The sequence below is a fragment of the Arcticibacter svalbardensis MN12-7 genome (assembly GCF_000403135.1).
In the GTDB taxonomy this organism is placed as follows: domain Bacteria; phylum Bacteroidota; class Bacteroidia; order Sphingobacteriales; family Sphingobacteriaceae; genus Arcticibacter; species Arcticibacter svalbardensis.
In genome coordinates, this window is record NZ_AQPN01000008.1 from 1 (window position 1) to 18095 (window position 18095).

Sequence of the window (18095 nt, forward strand, 5' to 3'; positions counted from 1 at the left end):
GCGCTGTTGCAATCGCATTTGCACGTGAAGGAGCAGATGTTTTGATTAGCTACCTGGATGACGCTGAAGATCAGGATGCAGAATCAACTGCTGAGTATGTTCGTAATGCTGGACGTAAAGCCATTTTAGTAAAAGGGGATATCAGAAAAGAGGCGCATTGTAAGGATATTATAAATAAGGCAGTAGCAGAATTTGGTCAAATTGATATTCTTGTTAATAATGCAGCATTTCAAATGGCGAGGAAGGATTTGCAGGAAGTACCTTCGGATGAATGGGAGCGTACATTTGATACCAATATAACGGCTATGTTTTATTTAAGTAAAGCCGCAGAGCCATTTATGAAACCAGGCAGCAGTATAATTAATACCACATCGGTAAACGCTTATTCGCCGAGTTTGGTCTTACTGCCTTATGCAGCTACTAAAGGTGCCATTCAAAATTTTACAGCGAACCTGAGTCAGATTCTATTAGAAAATCATAAAGGTATACGGGTTAATGCAGTAGCTCCAGGCCCTATATGGACTCCTTTAATACCATCAACAATGCCTGAGCCAGAAAATTTTGGATCTGATACTCCTATGGGACGGCCAGGGCAGCCAGTAGAAGTTGCTCCTGCTTACGTCTTCTTAGCGTCTGATGAAGCAAGTTATATCGCTGGAGCAACTATTCCTGTAACTGGTGGACGAATAACCATTTAATTTACAATTATGTACACCCGAGCTTTAATAAATAAATCATCGGGTGTACATAAATAAAATTACGAGGACTAAATGTTAAAGTCAATCTCACAAGATTATTGCTAACTAATCAATCAATAGCTAAGTATAGATCAGTAAGCTCAGCATTACTCTTAGTACAAGCAACTTAATATATGTATTGATCATTAGAGGAGCACAGATCAATGAGCTCAGCATCATTTTCAATAGTAGCATTTCCTATGTATGGTTAGCTAATCAATCATTAGAGGAGCACAGATCAATGAGTTCTGTAGCATTCTTTATAGCCGCACCTCTATATCATTATTAAAGTAAACGTACGCATGCTTTGTGTTGTCTTTTTTACTTATTTCATAAAACGAACCAAAATAGCAATCGAGTATTCAGAACTATATAGTTGTTCCACGGCGTGAAATCTGAAGTATAGATATGGCGTATTCTGAACGACAATTATGATGGAATGCCTGATGAATACGAAAAGAAGCACGGACTTAACCCTAATGATGCGTCTAATGCGGTGAAAATCAGTCCATCCGGTTACACTGTGATTGAATAGTATTTAAATAGTTTAGTTCCCTTAAAAAATGTAAAACCTCAATAAAGATTACAAACAGAGGCTCGTTCAAAAGGAGAGGAGCTTCTCTGTTTTTTTAATTTATTCAGTTAAGTAATAGAGAATAATTACTTGTAGCCGATTCTAAGATTCGGCATTTTATATTTGAGACCTTAATTCATTCGGATGCGTAATAGAGAACAGTTTTTTATAGCCGATTCTAAGATCCTCATTTTATATTTGAGACTTTAATTTATTCGGATAAATAATAAAGAACACCCTCTTATAGACGATTCCTTTAAGACAACTCCTGTTTATTTAACACATCTGGTTGAGTGTTAGTGCTAAATATGATTATAACCCCCATAATATATGTCTACTATCATCTATTATTTTGCAATTTCAAAAATTTTATATGTTAATATTACGTATCTTTAATGTAAACAAATTAACACACCATGTCCAGGTCTATACAGTTTTTCTGTTTGATTTTTATGGTACTTACCCTCACTGATAGTTATGCACAGAGTAAGAGTAAACAATTTTGTTTTGAGTTTTACGAAGGAACCTATAATCTTGAAGTAGATCAATCGCTTTTAATTAAAGCTCCCCAAACATTAAGTTCCCAAACGGTAACATCCTTTTACAACGAGCTTAATTCAAGTATTTACAAACCAGTTATCGACTCTCTGCTTGCCTACAAAGAAAAATATCAATTAAATGACTGGTTGTACTACCAGTTGATCAGAAAATCAGTTCAGCAATTTAGTCCTAAGGCTGATAATTACACCCGATACACCCTTTATAAATGGTTTTTTCTAAGTAAATCAGGCTATGATGCCCGACTTGCTCTCTCACATGATAAGATTATATTTTATGTCTATAATGATGAAGATATTTCAGATATTCCTTTTTTCATCATTAACAAAAAGAAATACATGTGTCTTAATTATCATGACTATCCTAAGGCCGATCTTCGTCAGGATCCCCCATTTCCAATCCCTATTCAGGTAGCTGAAGCTAAAAAAGCATTCTCCTACAAAATAACCAAGCTCCCTGATTTTAAACCCGAAAACTACAGAGAAAAGAATTTGCAGTTTAGTTACAAGCAAAAAATCTATCATTTCACTGTGAAGCTAAACTCTGATGTGGAAGCAATATTTAAAAACTACCCAGGCGTAGACTTCGAATCCTACTTTAATATTCCTTTAAGCAATGAGACTTATCAATCGCTTATTCCCTTGCTTAAACAAAATATAAAGGGGATGAGTGAAAAGAAGGGTGTTGATTATCTCATGAGGTTTACCCGTTACGCATTTTTGTATGAAGATGACGAAGAGAACTTTGGTAAGGAAAAGAGAATGTCAGCCGAGGAAACACTGTTCGCAAAATACAGCGATTGTGACGACAGGGCTGCCTTGTTTTTTTATCTGGTTAAAGAAATATATAAGTTGCCCATGATTGCCATGCTCTATCCCACTCATATTACGATGGGAGTACAATTTAGCAAACCCATTGGTAAACCCGTCATGTATAAGGGTAAAATATATTCCGTATGTGAAGCCACACCCCAAGGCGAAAATCTGCAAATTGGACAGATCTCTTCCAAGCTAAAAAATATTCCCTATAAAGTCGTTTATAGTTATCAACCCACTCATCTTTAATTGATTTCGTTTAAGTTATGCCGATTGTAATAAGTATAGGTTTAAATTAATCTTATATTAGCTAGACCTTTGAACAATCAATATGAAAAAAGCTTTCCTTTTTTTATTTATAGCCCTTTCTTTTTCGTCTTGTAAAAAGGACAACGATTCCGATCAGGGAACAAAGGAAGAAATTAAACTAAATATTAGTTATGGAACAGATAACAGCCAAAAGATGGATGTGTATTTGCCTGCCAACCGAACCACAACTACTCCTTTAGTGCTCATACTACATGGAGGAGCATGGATAGATGGCGATAAAGCTGATATGAAAATTATTCAGGATTCTTTACTAAAACACGGTGTTGCCATTGTAAGCATGAATTACCGATTTGCATCTGCAACAAATCATTATGAAGGAATGATGGAAGATGTTGGTAAAGCTTTCGCCTATGTGAAGCAAAATGCAGATGACTGGATAGTTCGATCTTCAAGCAATGTTGTTTTAGGAGTAAGCGCAGGTGCCCATATCGGATTGTTTAACGCTTATGCTAATAAACAGAACAATGAAGTAAGTGCTGTTATATCCCTGTGTGGGCCAACCAAAACCCAATTGAGTTCATGGTTGGTGCGCCCATAAGCTCCCCTTTACCCTTAGCTTTTGCAATGGCTAGTCCTGCCGCCCGTATTACCAACGTCCCTACCTTACTTATCCATGGAACGGTTGATCCAATTGTACCCTATGAATCCTCCGTGTTCCTTGCGGTTGCATTGAGTAATCAGAATTTTCCCGTTAACTTCCTTCATGTATATGGTGCCGGACATGATCTTGGACTTGCAAATCCTGCAACATCTGCAATGATCTTAAAAGAAGTGTTATCTTGGATCACTATTTACTCAAATTAACAATATGGAAAAGTTAGAGCAGGCATTTAAACTGTTTGATGATTATAATAAGCAAAGTCCTGAACAGCTGACCTGGAAAGGTGTTACCCATCCTTCAGAATATTTCTATTCCGTAGAATTATATAACTGGGTTAAAAAACTGGCTCCCGAAGCATCAGAAGAGTTACTCCTTGCTTCCCGGAGTCAACATATCGGCCGATGGGAAGTTCCCCGCAATACATATCCAGATGGGCGCATTGGCTATCTCACATGGAGGAGCGATTTAAAAAAGATCCATGCTCAAAAAGCAGCATCTATTCTTCGAACCGTAGGTTATTCCGACGAGATTATTGCGCGCGTTCAGGTTATCATCCAAAAGCTCCAGCTTAAGTTAGATCCCGATGTACAGATTATCGAAAATGCCCTATGCCTGGTATTTCTTGAATTTCAATTTGATGATCTTGTTAAAAAACTGCCAGAGGAAAAGATGATAACGGTATTAAGAAAAACCTGGAAAAAGATGAGCAAGGAGGGGCATGATGCTGCAATGACCTTGAACTTTAGTCCGGAAGGTCACGCATTGATCACAAAAGCCTTGCAGGAAGCCTAAAGCTGCCTATTTATTGAACACTCAGAATAGTATAGGTTTGATTATTTACAGTAATAGTCTCACCGCTTTGAAGACCCAGCAATAGCTTGCCTATTGGCGAAAAGTGAGATACCGCATACGTTGACTTTTCGCCAATTTGTATCAGACCTGCACTAATGCTGATATAAAAATTTCCGTTAGTTGTACATACATAACTTCCCGGTTTAACTATGGGTGATGTAGAATCAGGACTTAACTTATTCATGCTGATTCTTAGCTTTTTAGCTTCCATAAGTTGCAGCGAATTCCTCGAAATTTCCTGTTGCATCATCTCCCTGGTAGTTTCATACTTATCACCTGCACTGCTTTTGGTGTCATTAACCGAAGCATCATGCGAAGCCAATAAAGCACTCTCTATGCTGGCAATGCGCTCGTCCACATATTCCATGCATTTTTTATATAATAATTTCTTAAGTTCAATCATAACTTTATAATGTAACCATTTATATCGTAAAATACAAGAATGTTAAAGTTAAATATTTACATAATAATAATCAGGTTATTAGAAGTACTATATTTATAGCAAATTATGTGTTGGCTAATTATATATGGTATTGTATAAGTTAGGGGTCTTGTTGATCTTAACTACGTTTCTATTTACTCCTGTTCATGCCCAAAAAATAATAACTATTAGTGGTTTTGTTCAGGATGCACGCAATGGAGAAAGTCTAGTCGGTACCCTTATTTCCATTGATTCCAGCCATAAAAGTTCATGTAATTCCTATGGCTTTTATTCTATTTCCATTCCTGCCGGAAAACATCACATCCAATACGCTTACATTGGGTACCAAACCTTTGAACTAGACGCAGTATTCACAAAAGATACCTTAATTAATGCGAAGCTAAATACATTGGAAAACCTAATTGATGAAGTGGTAATCAACGTTTCGGGCTGGAATAATTCCAATCGTTCTGTTCATGTTACCCCATTATCGATGTCGTCCGTTAAATTACTGCCTCCATTGCTTGGAGAGGCTGATTTGATCCGATCATTCCAATTATTACCAGGAGTAAGTACAATAGGCGATGGTGCTTCCGGATTTAATGTAAGAGGTGGGGGAGTGGATCAGAATCTTGTCCTTTTGGATGAAGCTCCTTTATATTTTACTTCACACTTATTTAATCTTTTTTCAGTAGCTAATCCGGATGCTGTTATGGATGCCGTATTATATAAAACTGAAATGCCCGCCCGTTTTGGTGGCCGCCTTTCTTCTGTTCTCGATACCCGGCTTAAAGAAGGGAATAACCAAAAATGGAATGTTGCGGGGGGACTAGGTCTTATAGCCAGCAGACTTACTATCGAGGGCCCAATTAAAAAGGATAAAAGTTCAGTACTCATCAGTGGACGACGATCTTATACGGATGTGATTACCCGCCAGTCCTCCAATACTGACATTAGCGATAACTCCATTTACTTTTATGATTTGAGTACTAAAATGAATTTTAGTCTTTCTAACCATGATCGTTTGTTTATTTCCGGTTATTTAGGAAAAGATAAAATCCAGTCCGCAGGAGTATTTATGCTCCAATGGGGAAATGGAACAGGTACCGTAAGATGGAATCATGTTTACACGAACAAATTATTTTCAAATGTGAGTGCCATATACTCCAATTATCAATATAGTTTGGGTTCTATGAGTGAACCTACATCAAGTTTCGAATGGAAAGCCGGCATAATTGATTACACCTTAAAAAATACATATAACTGGTATCCAAACGTTAATAATACGATCTACTTTGGCGCAGAAGTGGCACTTCATGAATTTATTCCCGGAAATGCTCGTCCAACCGGAGAAGCATCTATATTTAGTGCAATAAACATTGATGGTCAGCGGGCTGCCGAGTATAATCTATTTTGGGACCATGAAATTAAAGTATCCGATCGTCTTTCTATGGAATATGGCCTCAGGATGTCAGCATTTCAAAGTATAGCTAAAGATTCTACAACCGTAAGTGATTATGAAGGTGCCATTACTGAACGAAAAATAGCCTACAATACCCAACAATTTACCGATTGGGAAAGTATGAAATGGTATGCGAATTTACAGCCCAGGCTTTCTCTTAAGCTGCAGATAAACACGAGTTCGGCAGTCAAAGCATCCTATACACGCACCGTGCAGTATCTTCACCTGATGACCAACACCATATCCACCAGTCCCTTGGATATGTGGGCACCCAGTTCATATAACATCGAACCGGAGAAAGCAGATCAGGTATCCGCCGGATATTTTAGCAATTTATTTAATGGCAAATATGAAGCCTCAGCAGAGGTTTATTATAGAAAATTGTACAATCAGCTCGACTTTGTAGACGGAGCAGAAACATTGCTTAATGAAGATTTGCCGGGTGATATTCTCGTTGGCCAGGGCAGGGCGTATGGGACTGAATTTTATTTTAAAAAGAATGAGGGGCGTTTTAATGGTTGGATTAGTTATACGTTAAGCAAGACGGAGCGGAAAATTAACGGCATAAATAATAATGCTTACTATCCTTCCAAGTACGATAAAACGCATTCACTAGCTTTAGTAGCCATATACCAGCTTAAGCCACGGATTTCCATTTCTGCAACATATAGTTTTTCCACAGGAACACCTGCTACACTTCCATCATCAAAATATGAATTTAATGGATATTCCGTACAGTATAATGCCGGAAACTACCGTAACAATTACCGTATTCCTGCCTATCATCGTTTAGATCTTTCCGCAACATTTAAAAATAAAACCCGACCAGGTAAGAAAATATCGGGTGAATGGGTCGTGTCCGCATTTAATGCCTTAAATAGGCGCAATGCTTTTTCCATGTACCTCCGCCAAAATGAAAGTAGTCCGCAAAACCTAGAAGCAGTTCGCTTTTCCATGATCGGTATGATCATACCTTCTGTCACTTATAACTTTAAATTTTAAAATGAAACTGTTTAAAGCAATCGGTATCCTGTTAATCGCGTTAAGTTTAAATTCTTGCGAAGACGTGGTTGATGTAAATATTGCCAGTGAAAATCATGTTTTAGTAGTTGAAGGATCACTTACCAATCTGCGCGAAAATCAATACGTCAAACTCTATTATACCAATCCTGTACTGTCCGATGGCAGCTATGAAGTAGTCACCAAGGCGATACTTACTTTGAAAGATAATCTTAAAAATGTGGAGATTCTTAAAGAATCATCACCGGGTTGGTATCAGATCAGCACAATAAAGGGAAGGGAAGGGAGGACCTATACCCTGAATATCAAAACAACAGATGGTACTTACGAGGCTATTTCAACCATGCCCAGGTTGACCATGACTCCAGATACCGTTCAATTCAAGTACGAAATGAAATCAATAGTTTACCCTGATGAAGGATATTACCCCGTAATCAATGGAAGAGAGCTAGAGGGAATTGGTGATTTTTCACAGTTTAAAATATTCAAAAACAATAAGTTTTTAAACAAAGCAAATGAAATCAATCTGTTTAAAGATGAATATGTAGATGGAAATTATATCAGCAACTATGAGCTTGACATAGACAGTGCATTTGTATCAGGAGACCTAATCCGTGTGGAAGCTTGGTCTTTAACAAAAGAGAATTATGTTTTTTGGGATGATATTCAAACCCAATTAAATAACTCCGGAATATTTGCAACTCCTTTGCCTAATGCACATTCCAATATATTCAAAATTACTCAGGAATCTAAGGATGTAACTGGTTTCTTTGGTACCTCTATGGTTAAGTCTGTTCAAAAATTAATCCCTTAAGGAAGAGTTTTATTTCATCGTATCCACACATATCTGTTGGTTAAACATTTTGGACAAAAGAACGCTCTTATGGGAACAAAATACAACACATTTTTAAGAAACCACGGCCTGTGACTTTGAAAATGAAAGGGTGTATGACACACCGAACATTTGTAATTCTGGTACAACATAATTTATTATTACTATTGGTCGTGTATAATAATAACATTTCGTTTGAGAAATTGTGTGATAATTTGTTATTTAATTTTTTATAAACGTTTAGTTATAAGGTAGTTGCTTAAAAGAGAAAATATTTCCAGAGAGTAATTAAATCTTAATCCAAACCGGGTGTAAGTAGATCAGGATTTATTTCTCCATCATTAGCTTTCGTAATTTTACTTAAATTATATCTCATTTTCCCATTTTGCTCTACACCTTTTAGTAGACCTTTGTTAAATAAACCACTTAAAACGGCTTCCATAAAGGCGGTCATTTCAGGAGTAGAACTGCCTGGCTCCAATTCTTCAAGCTTACTTGCAATTTCGTCAGTATCACCATCGCCTATTTGGGCAAGAGCAAAGACGATTTTGTTTTCCTGTGTATCTTCTTGATGAAAAGAGGAGGGAATATATAAAGGCTTAAACTCATCTCTGAAGGACTGATCTGAAACTGTCATAATTTTAATTTAAGCTTTAAACCATTCAGAAATTAAAATGTTTGCCATTTCTACAACTTAAAAAATAGCTTAACTACCATCTGCCAGGCGTAGCGGTATTAAAACATGCATTGGGGAGATTGTTTTTCAATAAGAATTAAAACCTTAATCCGCATATCCTGTTTTCTAATCAATTATGCGAGAATTTAGCCTGGAACAATCTACATCACTGGCATATGATTGGCTTATAAAAGGCAAAGTAACAGGAATCGTTATTGCTGTATATTTTGGTTCTGATTCATTTCATGCAGATGATCAGGAGGTTCAATATTATGTGTCTACAAATGAAATGACCATTTATTTTCAAACCATTAATTATGGGCATCAAAAACTAAATTATCTGATTGCAGGCATTAACTGGTTTATTTCACAAAAATTTGATAGCACCTTAATAGTTCAGCGATATTAAAAATATGATTCCTATATCCATTTTTAAACTAGTATTAATTTTTCCTAATCTTTATATATATGAGAAAGCTTAAAGCGATAATAGCAGGATTTGCAGGTGCAATAGCACTTAATGTACTTCATGAAACAGTAAAACGGTTTGATTCTAAAGCTCCACGCGTAGATCTTATAGGTAAAGAAGCATTATCTAAAACACTGGAAGGTGTCGGTGCTACGCCACCAACAGGAGCTTCACTAACAGAAGCTACACTTGTAGGGGATATTTTCAGTAATACTCTATATTATAGTTTAATAGGCTCTGGCAAAGGAAATAAAAATTGGATCAAGGGAATCATGCTAGGACTGTCTGCAGGTATAGGGGCACTTTCTTTACCAAAAAAGATGGGTTTAAATGATAGCCCGGTAACAAAAAGTGTACGATCAGAAACGCTTACCGTAGCCTATTATACCATTGGAGGAGTTGTGGCAGCTGCGACATTTGCTGCTCTGAATAAGGCAGATAAGGGATAGCGCTCCCTTTGTTTTTTAAGATAAAAAAGAAAGGGGTTGTATCTATATCAGATACAACCCCTTTCTTCATTATTCATCACAATCTTTATTTAAAAGACCTCAAGCTTATTCGAAATCTGTACTTGTCTGTTTTTCAGGAGCGTACTGATCTTTAAACTGATCACCATATTTCTTAGCCTTGTCGATCCATTCAGGTGCTTTTTCACTTAAATCGTCAACAAAAGATTTTCCATCAGGTCTTTTCTTGGTTGCATATTTGACACCAGCAGCTACTGCAGCACCAATGACAATAAATCTTAATAATCCCATATTGTTTTTCTATAAGTTTCATTAGATCTATCAATATCTGTTCCAATATCATTAAAAAATCAAAAGCATATTAATTAAACCCTTACTTTAGTATCCTTGTATAAATACTATGATTAGTATCACCTAAGGCAGGTGATTTGTCAAAATATAAAAGATGTACAATAAAAGAATAACAGCATGTTAACAATCAGAAGCTATAAGGAATTTGAACAATATCTGGGTAAAGAAATAGGAACATCATCTTATCATACCATTACGCAGGAACAAATTAACAAGTTTTCTGATGCCACATTGGATCATCAATGGATTCATACGGATCCAAAGCGGGCAGAAACAGAAAGTCCGTTTAAAACTACAATAGCCCACGGCTATCTTACCTTGTCATTAATCCCTTACCTATGGAAACAAATAGTTGACATTCAATACCTAAAAATGGAAATCAATTATGGTATGGACAAATTAAGGTTTGCTCAGGCCGTTATGGTAGGAAGTGAAGTGAGACTTCAAGTTAAGCTAGTGGATATCATTAACCTAAGAGGTGTTACCAAAGTGACCATGAGGGTGGAATTGGAAATTAAAGGACAGAAAAAATCTGCATTTACAGGTGAAGCTTTATTTTTATATCACTTCATAGACTAACTGTGCATTCCCAAAAACGGATCCTTCACTTTATCAAAACTATCAATATAAAAGGTTGTTTATCAGAAATGAAAGGATTCAAATTTGGTGAAAAAGTTAAAACAAATGATGGTCAGGAAGGCATTGTGCAGGAAGATCAGGAGTTAAATTCTGATGATGTGAAAGTGATTCTGGAAGGTGCTGAATATCCGAACATTTATAAGGAAGAAAACCTGGAAAAGATAGCGGATCATATATAAAAACTATGCCCGGGCTTTCGGAATGATTGCTGCTTTCAATTTGTTTTGAATCACGTTTACCAAAACATCGATATCAAAGGGTTTTGCAATTACTTTGTCAGCACAGATCTCTTCTAAAACCTCTGTCTTAGTATAGGTTGACATCACAATTACGGGAATATGTTTTGTGGTTTCCGCAGCCTTAATTTGTCTGCACAGCTCTGTACCTTCATCTGTAGGTCTGATGATATCTAACAGGATAGCGTCGGGCTTATAGGCAATAATGTGCTCTGAAATAATTTCTGTTGATTTAAATGTAATGATTTCATATCCCTCCTCTGTAAGAATTACAGTGAGAATCTCCCTGATGTCCTGATCATTTTCTACAACTAATATTTTTTTCTTCATTTATTAACCTGTAATTAAAATACAAAACTAATATAATTTTATTAGTTCTTATTTACAAAGATAAGCAGCATGTCCATATTAAAGCTTAAATTTGAACTCACGCATGATGAATGATATGCCGCTTCAGCTCCGTACTGTAAATGTAACACGCTATATTACCCCTTTACGGGAAGGCGGTTCGCTGCCTGCCATTGTAGAGGCTGATGATGACTTTATGTACGTTCTTAAGTTTAGAGGGGCAGGACAGGGCATTAAGGCACTTGTCGCTGAACTTTTAGGCTGCGAAATAGCACGTGCACTGGGTCTTAAAGTACCTGAGGTCGTTTTTGCCAAACTCGATGAGGCATTTGGCCGAACTGAGCCTGATGAGGAAATTCAGGACCTGCTAAAATTTAGTATAGGACTTAATCTTGCCCTTCATTATCTTGCTGGAGCAATCACTTTTGATCCTTTAGTTACCACTGTCGATGCAAAACTAGCATCACAGATTGTCTGGCTCGATTGTCTGCTTACCAATGTAGATCGCACAGCAAAAAATACTAATATGCTGATGTGGCATAAAGAATTGTGGCTCATCGATCACGGGGCAGCACTCTATTTTCATCACTCCTGGACCAACTGGAAGGAACAATCCATAAAGCCATTCTTGAGTATTAAAGATCATGTACTGTTATCAAGCGCAACAGAACTCGATACCGTCGATCAGGAGTTTAGAGCTATTCTTACAGAGGACTGCATTAAATCGATTACAGCCTTAATACCGGACGAGTGGTTATCTGACGAATCCTCCGAAATAGCCAGTCAACACCGGCAGGTTTATGATCAGTTTTTACTATCCCGGCTATCAAACTCTGAAATTTTTGTAAAAGAAGCACAACATGCAAGGGAAATACTTATTTGAGTACGCGGTTATTCGCCTGGTACCGCGTGTTGAAAGGGAAGAATTTGTAAATATTGGAGTTATTCTTTTTTGCTCAGCACAAAAATTTTTAGATATGAACTTCATTCTAAACGAAGAGCGCATTCGCTCTTTTTCGTCTGATACAGATATTCTGGAAATTTATAATAACCTGCAGGCATACAAATGTATTTGCTCGGGCAGTAAGGATGGCGGAGTGATAGGTCAACTAGTAATTGCCGAACGTTTTCGATGGCTTACAGCAACCCGCAGCACTGTTGTACAAAGTTCTAAAGTCCATCCAGGCTTTTGTGGAGACGCTGCTGAAACTTTAGAGCACCTTTACAACCAATTAGTCGTATAAACTATCAATAACGGCTATTCGCTTGTAATCCCGATCACATCGGCGTATGTTCCGGTAAATGGCCCTGACGATTCAATTTTAAGTGTAGCCATAGCCGCACCAAACTTTCCAGCTTCTACATATCCAGCCTTTTTAGCCTTTTTATATAAATATCCAGCCATATAAGTATCTCCACATCCGGTTGCATCTATGGTTGCCTTTGGTTTATAAGCTGGAATTTCATAAAATTCTCCTTCTGCATAAATAAGAGAACCTTTACTGCCCAGTGTCACGATCACTTCTTTAACACCCATAGCCACAAGCGCTCTAGCTCCATCCCGAAGATCTTTACATCCCGTTACGGCAAACAACTCCGCATCGTTGACCTTTAAGATATCGATATACTGCAGTGCTTCTTTTTTGTGGGCCCAATCTGTAGCAAATACATGAGTATCTCTGACTTCCCTTAAATAACCCTGTGCATCTAAAGAAACGGTTCCTTTTTCAGAAAGATACTTGATTAACTCTACCGGAATGTCATCGGCAAGAAGCGGACCCAGGTGAAAGATTTTCGCATCAACATCCAACATCTCTTTTATGCTGAATGAATCTGCCTTTTGCAGCACCTTTTGTGTCCGCTTATCCTGATCTTCATCATAGATATTCTCAAAATAAACCGTGTGAGCACTCGGCAGAACCTGTACTGTTATTCCTTTAGCTCTTAAACCTTCGACTATAAAGTTTTCTTCGGGACCTAAAGCTGTGACCAGGGAATAGGAAATATCCATATTCGCTATAGCATTGGAAAAGTAAAAAGAAGTTCCTCCTGGCATATGTACCTCAGACTTGGACGTAACTACCTTGTCTAATGTAATATGTCCCACGCAGCAAATTTCAATCATAATAGATCTGTGTTTTAGCAGGCCGCAAATGTAACTATAAGTTTCAGCAGCCTGCTAATTTTTGCTCAACACAAAAACATTAAATAATGATTGAATATCACATTGATATTAAGGTACTGTTATTTTTCTACTGCATTCAGGTCGTAGTTGACCATCCAGTTTATTCCAAACTGATCGGTAAACATGCCAAATCGTTCTGCCCAGAACGTTTTTTCAAGAGGCATAGTAATTTTACCACCTCCCGCAAGTCCGTCAAAAAGGCGTGTTGCTTCCTCTTCGCTTTCTGTATTGATAGACATGGAAAAATTGTTTCCTATGGTTACAGATCCATAGTGCTCATTGGTATCGCTGCCCATTAGCACAGATCCATTTCCAATCGGTAAAGAAATGTGCATTATTTTCTCTCCTGCAGGTCCTGTAACCGGTGTATCAGAAGGCATATCTTTAAACCTTCCGATATACTCAAAATCTCCTCCAAATACAGATTTGTAAAATTCAAATGCTTCTTCGCAATTGCCGTTGAAGGTTAAATAAGGGGTTATTGTTGCCATTTTTTTAAGTATTTTAGTTTAATGATTATTTAAGGGATTCTCATGGATACGAACGGAAATAATGAACTCAATCAGCCTATAATCAAACTAGGTTGAATCTATGATAAGTCCGTGTTTTTGTGGTCAAACACGGACTTATCATGGACTCAACATAGACTTTTTATAGACTCAAATATATTTGTATTAGTTCAAATTCAGGGGCGTTGAACAAGACAAAACTAGGGGTATTTTACGACATTGGATTATTCTGCTTGAACAAGTCATGTTTTTAGCTATCAGATAAACTCTATATTTGCATATCTATGATATTAAATGTCTCTAAAAGCAAACAGAGGGTATTTTTAAGCATCTTCTTTTTCATGTCTGGATTTACCTTTTCATCCTGGGCATCACGTATACCAACAATCAAACACACATTTGATCTTAATGAAGCCGAATTAGGTTCACTTTTATTCGCCTTACCCATAGGTTCTTTAATAGGCTTGCCGATTTCAGGCTGGTTAGTTTCGCGGTTTAATAGTAGGGGACCTTTGGTTGTCTCTTATGCCCTTAATTCACTGATGCTTTTATGCATTGGATTTACCACGAGTATCTACTCATTGGTTGCTGCTGTAGTCGTTTTTGCTTTTACATTGCGCATCTTTAATATTTCTATTAATACCCAGGCTATTAATTTACAAACCCATTTTACGGGTAAAATAGTAGGATCTTTTCATGGATTCTGGAGTACAGGGGGAATTGCTGGGATCCTTTTTTCTACCGCACTATTAGCGATGAACGTGGAAGTGCATACTCATTTTGCGCTAGTAGCCGTGTTAACCTTCGTAGTTGCCGTTTACTCTTACCAGTTTTTGCTCACAGACGACAAAACTGCCAGGGGTAACAAGTTGAAATTAGGAAAACCTGACCCTATAATTGTGATGTTAGGGGTTTTGGCTTTCTTATCCTCCATTTGCGAAGGTGGGATGTTTGACTGGAGTGGAATTTATTTTCAGAAGGTGCTGAACGTAAAGATCTTTACTTACGGTTATTTGATTTTTATGACCTTCATGGCTTTATCACGGTTTCTTTCCGACTTTATCATTCAAAGGATTGGAATGCCTAAGACGTATATTTTAAGTGCAACACTTATTGTTATCGGAATATTATTAGCGGTATTGGCACCCTACTTTTGGACTGCACTGATAGGCTTTTCTATTGTGGGGTTTGGTACAGCAGCCATTATACCTATGTCATTTAGTATGGCGGGTGCTTCGAAAAAATACTCAGCAGGATTGGCAATTTCCGTCATTACTACTTATTCTATTACCGGAATGCTGATAGGTCCACCGCTGATCGGTTATCTGGCTCAAACATTTGAACTCCGCGCTGCATTTATCACCTTTGCAATTTGTGGGTTGATGATCATCCCGGTTTCTCAAATGTTGTTCAGGTATAAAAATAGAATGACAAATAAATAATTGCATGCTTTTATCCATTTGTCATTCTATGTAATCTAATTTTAAATTAACTTCTTATTTTAGCGAAGCCATATCGATTACAAAACGATAATGAACATCTCCTGCAAGGGTCCGTTCATACGCTTCGTTGATCTGATCGATATTGATCATTTCCACGTCTGAAGTAATATTATGTTCAGCACAGTAGTCCAGCATTTCCTGAGTCTCTTTTATACCTCCAACTAAAGAACCAACCAGACTACGGCGACCACCAATCAACTGAAAGGCTTGAACATCAGAAGGTGTGGGAGGTACACCCAATATGATCATTACGCCATTGGTATTCAACAGAGCCAGATAGTCATTGTAGTCATGTTGCGCAGATACAGTATCAATGATGAAATCGAAACTGTTTGCCAGTCTTTCCATGGTGCTTTTATCCGTTGTGATCTCGAAATGATGCGCACCTAGTTCCTGAGCATCCTTTTCTTTACTTTTTGAACGGCTTAATACAGTTACTTCGGCACCCATAGAAGCACCAATTTTAACTGCCATATGTCCAAGTCCGCCTAAACCAACGACTCCAAGTTTATCACCAGCTTTCACGTTCCAGTGTTTTAAAGGAGAGTAAGTGGTGATGCCTGCACATAATAAAGGGGCCACTTTTTCAAGAGGAAGTTTATCAGATACGTTTAAAACGAATTTTTCGGTTACCACGATATGGGTGGAATAACCCCCATAAGTGATTGTTTTGTGATCCTGTAAGTAAGAGTTATAGGTTTGAGAATGTCCGTTTTCGCAATATTGTTCATTGTCCTCTTTGCAGTTTTTGCAATGGCCACAAGAATCTACAAAACAGCCAACACCCACTGTATCACCTGCTTTAAAGCGACTTACCTCACTACCCACACGGGTTACTGTTCCAACTATTTCATGTCCGGGTACAACAGGGTACATTGTTCCACCCCATTCATTTCTTGCGGTATGTATATCAGAATGGCATACGCCGCAATATAAGATTTTAATTTCCACATCCTTAGCTTCCGGTTCTCTGCGATCTAACTGGTAAGGTTCAAGTGGTTTATCGGCACTATGAGCTACATAAGATTTAACTGCTTTCATTTATTATGTTTGTTTCGAGGTTAACATAAAGGATGGGGGCTTGTTCATTGTTTGAATGTAAAAATATAGGTGCTGCTTAATCGGTATCAATTAAAAATAATTCTAATATGCAATAATGTGCAATTTTATATAATGGAAAGACAGCAAATTAAACAAGAAGCGATAAAACAAGCTATTTGGGCTACAAAATCAGCTTTTTTAGTTTGTGGTTTAGGGGTATCTTGTTGGGCACCAATGGTTCCTTTTGCAAAAGAAAGACTTGCACTCAATGATGCTGATTTAGGCTTGCTTTTACTACTCTTAGGCTTAGGTGCAATTATCATGATGCCTGTTAGCGGTGTCATATCTGCTAAATTCGGAAGTCGTAAGGTTATACTAGTTGGAGCATTATTAATTGCGGCTATGCTACCACTTTTAATGCTGACGACTTCCGTTTTCACAATGGCTGTAGTGTTGTTTTTCTTTGGCTCTGGTATGGGGTTGATTGATGCTGCCATGAACGCGCATGGTGTACAAGTACAAAATGCGTATGGAAAACCCATTATGTCATCTCTTCATGGCTTGTATAGCGTAGGAGGGCTGTTGGGTGCATTGGGTATTGGTCTTTTAATGAAATGGGGACTTACACCAATGTGGGCGGCTATAGGTGTTTCAATTATACTTCTTTTGATAATAGGTATCAATTATAAATCTTTATTTGATAAGCAGACGGAGCGAACCATAATAGATGAAATTAATACGGTTAAAACGGAAACCAACAGCAAAGCAAAACTATGGTTTAATAGCAGGGTGCTTTTTATTGGGATGATGTGTTTTATCGCATTTTTATCAGAAGGTGCAGTGTTGGATTGGAGTGCAGTTTTTTTACAAAACAATAGAGGTGTCAGCAAAGAAATGTCAGGTACGGGCTATGCTTCTTTTTCAGTGGCGATGGCTGTAATGCGTTTGTTTGGTGATCGAATTATTTCAAGACTTAATGGTCGTATTGTAGTAATTGGAGGAGGCCTTGTTGCAGCATTAGGCATGGCTTTAGCTATTTTTACACCCTGGGTGGCAACAGCTTTAATGGGATTCGTTTTATGGGGACTAGGAATGGCTAATATTGTTCCCATATTTTTTAGCGAAGGAGGCCGCCTAAAAAATGTTCCCGCTACTATAGCTATTCCGGCTATCACCACATTGGGCTATGCGGGTTTGCTCACAGGTCCGGCTATGTTGGGTTTAATTTCAAATGCATTTACATTGCCTGCTGCATTTGCTTTTTGCGGTGTATTATTAATCATTATGGCTATCAGTTATGCTTTAAATAGTAAGGTGGAAAAATGCTAAAGAAGAAAGATTTAATCGGATATTAAAATCTTTAGATAAAAAATTGAACGCCTACCGGAATGCTGAATTAGCAATTATGTAGATGCTTAAATTTAAACCTCTTCGAAAATAGAAAAATCACATTCTAACGATTTTCGATCC

The 18095-nt window shown here is 37.5% G+C and carries 22 protein-coding genes; 15 read left to right on the plus strand and 7 right to left on the minus strand.

Annotation, left to right across the window (positions count from 1 at the left end):
- The 5 genes from ADIARSV_RS00815 to ADIARSV_RS00835 form a co-directional block, all read left to right on the plus strand.
- Positions 1 to 698, plus strand: a 698-nt coding sequence (locus ADIARSV_RS00815; RefSeq protein WP_040298647.1) for an SDR family oxidoreductase, incomplete at its 5' end; no start/stop codon positions are given.
- A gap of 1065 nt (positions 699 to 1763) precedes the next feature.
- Positions 1764 to 2933, plus strand: a complete 1170-nt coding sequence (locus tag ADIARSV_RS00820; RefSeq protein ID WP_016193437.1) for a hypothetical protein — start codon at positions 1764 to 1766, stop codon at positions 2931 to 2933.
- Between the two features lie 82 nt (positions 2934 to 3015).
- Positions 3016 to 3552, plus strand: a complete 537-nt coding sequence (locus tag ADIARSV_RS00825; RefSeq protein WP_016193438.1) for an alpha/beta hydrolase — start codon at positions 3016 to 3018, stop codon at positions 3550 to 3552.
- Positions 3553 to 3578: 26 nt separating this feature from the next.
- The gene (locus ADIARSV_RS00830) at positions 3579 to 3818 is read left to right on the plus strand and encodes an alpha/beta hydrolase family protein (protein ID WP_040298650.1); all 240 of its coding nucleotides are present in this window, start codon (positions 3579 to 3581) and stop codon (positions 3816 to 3818) included.
- A gap of 4 nt (positions 3819 to 3822) precedes the next feature.
- Positions 3823 to 4407 carry a DUF4202 domain-containing protein gene (locus tag ADIARSV_RS00835; protein ID WP_016193440.1) on the plus strand — a complete coding sequence of 195 codons (585 nt, stop codon included), beginning with the start codon at positions 3823 to 3825 and terminating at the stop codon, positions 4405 to 4407.
- A gap of 10 nt (positions 4408 to 4417) precedes the next feature.
- On the opposite strand, the gene ADIARSV_RS00840 is transcribed toward ADIARSV_RS00835, so the two are convergent.
- Positions 4418 to 4870, minus strand: a complete 453-nt coding sequence (locus ADIARSV_RS00840) for a hypothetical protein (RefSeq protein ID WP_016193441.1) — start codon at positions 4868 to 4870, stop codon at positions 4418 to 4420.
- Positions 4871 to 4994: 124 nt separating this feature from the next.
- On the opposite strand from ADIARSV_RS00840, the gene ADIARSV_RS00845 reads away from it, so the two are divergent.
- Together ADIARSV_RS00845 and ADIARSV_RS00850 are read left to right on the plus strand one after the other, a co-directional pair.
- Entirely contained in the window at positions 4995 to 7352 is a 2358-nt protein-coding gene (locus ADIARSV_RS00845; RefSeq protein WP_016193442.1) for a TonB-dependent receptor, read from the plus strand.
- 1 nt (position 7353) lies between these two features.
- Entirely contained in the window at positions 7354 to 8184 is an 831-nt protein-coding gene (locus tag ADIARSV_RS00850) for a DUF4249 family protein (RefSeq protein ID WP_016193443.1), read from the plus strand.
- A 313-nt stretch (positions 8185 to 8497) separates the two neighbouring features.
- On the opposite strand, the gene ADIARSV_RS00855 is transcribed toward ADIARSV_RS00850, so the two are convergent.
- Complete coding sequence (locus tag ADIARSV_RS00855) at positions 8498 to 8839, minus strand: hypothetical protein (protein ID WP_016193444.1); 342 nt, start codon at positions 8837 to 8839, stop codon at positions 8498 to 8500.
- A 175-nt stretch (positions 8840 to 9014) separates the two neighbouring features.
- Here ADIARSV_RS00855 and ADIARSV_RS00860 point away from each other — a divergent pair, with 175 nt between their 5' ends.
- Together ADIARSV_RS00860 and ADIARSV_RS00865 are read left to right on the plus strand one after the other, a co-directional pair.
- Positions 9015 to 9287 carry a hypothetical protein gene (locus tag ADIARSV_RS00860; RefSeq protein ID WP_016193445.1) on the plus strand — a complete coding sequence of 91 codons (273 nt, stop codon included), beginning with the start codon at positions 9015 to 9017 and terminating at the stop codon, positions 9285 to 9287.
- Positions 9288 to 9346: 59 nt separating this feature from the next.
- Entirely contained in the window at positions 9347 to 9796 is a 450-nt protein-coding gene (locus ADIARSV_RS00865; RefSeq protein WP_016193446.1) for a hypothetical protein, read from the plus strand.
- 105 nt (positions 9797 to 9901) lie between these two features.
- Here the strand turns inward: ADIARSV_RS00865 and ADIARSV_RS00870 are convergent, their stop codons facing one another.
- Positions 9902 to 10105, minus strand: a complete 204-nt coding sequence (locus ADIARSV_RS00870) for a YtxH domain-containing protein (RefSeq protein WP_016193447.1) — start codon at positions 10103 to 10105, stop codon at positions 9902 to 9904.
- Positions 10106 to 10282: 177 nt separating this feature from the next.
- On the opposite strand from ADIARSV_RS00870, the gene ADIARSV_RS00875 reads away from it, so the two are divergent.
- Together ADIARSV_RS00875 and ADIARSV_RS21750 are read left to right on the plus strand one after the other, a co-directional pair.
- Positions 10283 to 10744, plus strand: coding sequence for a MaoC family dehydratase (locus ADIARSV_RS00875; RefSeq protein ID WP_016193448.1), 462 nt, complete (start codon positions 10283 to 10285; stop codon positions 10742 to 10744).
- A 68-nt stretch (positions 10745 to 10812) separates the two neighbouring features.
- Positions 10813 to 10983, plus strand: a complete 171-nt coding sequence (locus ADIARSV_RS21750) for a hypothetical protein (RefSeq protein WP_016193449.1) — start codon at positions 10813 to 10815, stop codon at positions 10981 to 10983.
- 3 nt (positions 10984 to 10986) lie between these two features.
- Here ADIARSV_RS21750 and ADIARSV_RS00885 read toward each other — a convergent pair whose 3' ends face one another.
- Positions 10987 to 11370: a response regulator transcription factor gene (locus ADIARSV_RS00885; protein ID WP_016193450.1), complete on the minus strand. Its 384-nt coding sequence runs from the start codon at positions 11368 to 11370 to the stop codon at positions 10987 to 10989.
- A gap of 106 nt (positions 11371 to 11476) precedes the next feature.
- On the opposite strand from ADIARSV_RS00885, the gene ADIARSV_RS00890 reads away from it, so the two are divergent.
- Both ADIARSV_RS00890 and ADIARSV_RS00895 read left to right on the plus strand, forming a co-directional pair.
- Entirely contained in the window at positions 11477 to 12271 is a 795-nt protein-coding gene (locus tag ADIARSV_RS00890) for a HipA family kinase (protein WP_040298654.1), read from the plus strand.
- A complete protein-coding gene (locus ADIARSV_RS00895; protein WP_016193452.1) occupies positions 12249 to 12632 on the plus strand; it encodes a DUF3037 domain-containing protein in 384 nt (127 codons plus the stop codon). Before ADIARSV_RS00890 ends, ADIARSV_RS00895 begins: the two co-directional genes overlap by 23 nt.
- A 14-nt stretch (positions 12633 to 12646) precedes the next feature.
- On the opposite strand, the gene ADIARSV_RS00900 is transcribed toward ADIARSV_RS00895, so the two are convergent.
- Together ADIARSV_RS00900 and ADIARSV_RS00905 are read right to left on the minus strand one after the other, a co-directional pair.
- Positions 12647 to 13495: a PfkB family carbohydrate kinase gene (locus tag ADIARSV_RS00900; protein ID WP_235048341.1), complete on the minus strand. Its 849-nt coding sequence runs from the start codon at positions 13493 to 13495 to the stop codon at positions 12647 to 12649.
- Positions 13496 to 13632: 137 nt separating this feature from the next.
- Positions 13633 to 14064 (minus strand): VOC family protein, encoded by a 432-nt coding sequence (locus ADIARSV_RS00905; RefSeq protein WP_016193454.1) that lies wholly within the window; start codon positions 14062 to 14064, stop codon positions 13633 to 13635.
- 302 nt (positions 14065 to 14366) lie between these two features.
- Between ADIARSV_RS00905 and ADIARSV_RS00910 the strand changes: the two genes are divergently transcribed.
- A complete protein-coding gene (locus tag ADIARSV_RS00910; RefSeq protein WP_040298657.1) occupies positions 14367 to 15524 on the plus strand; it encodes an MFS transporter in 1158 nt (385 codons plus the stop codon).
- Positions 15525 to 15578: 54 nt separating this feature from the next.
- On the opposite strand, the gene ADIARSV_RS00915 is transcribed toward ADIARSV_RS00910, so the two are convergent.
- Entirely contained in the window at positions 15579 to 16625 is a 1047-nt protein-coding gene (locus ADIARSV_RS00915) for an NAD(P)-dependent alcohol dehydrogenase (protein WP_016193457.1), read from the minus strand.
- Positions 16626 to 16757: 132 nt separating this feature from the next.
- Between ADIARSV_RS00915 and ADIARSV_RS00920 the strand changes: the two genes are divergently transcribed.
- Entirely contained in the window at positions 16758 to 17954 is a 1197-nt protein-coding gene (locus ADIARSV_RS00920; protein WP_016193458.1) for an MFS transporter, read from the plus strand.
- Positions 17955 to 18095: the final 141 nt, after the last annotated feature.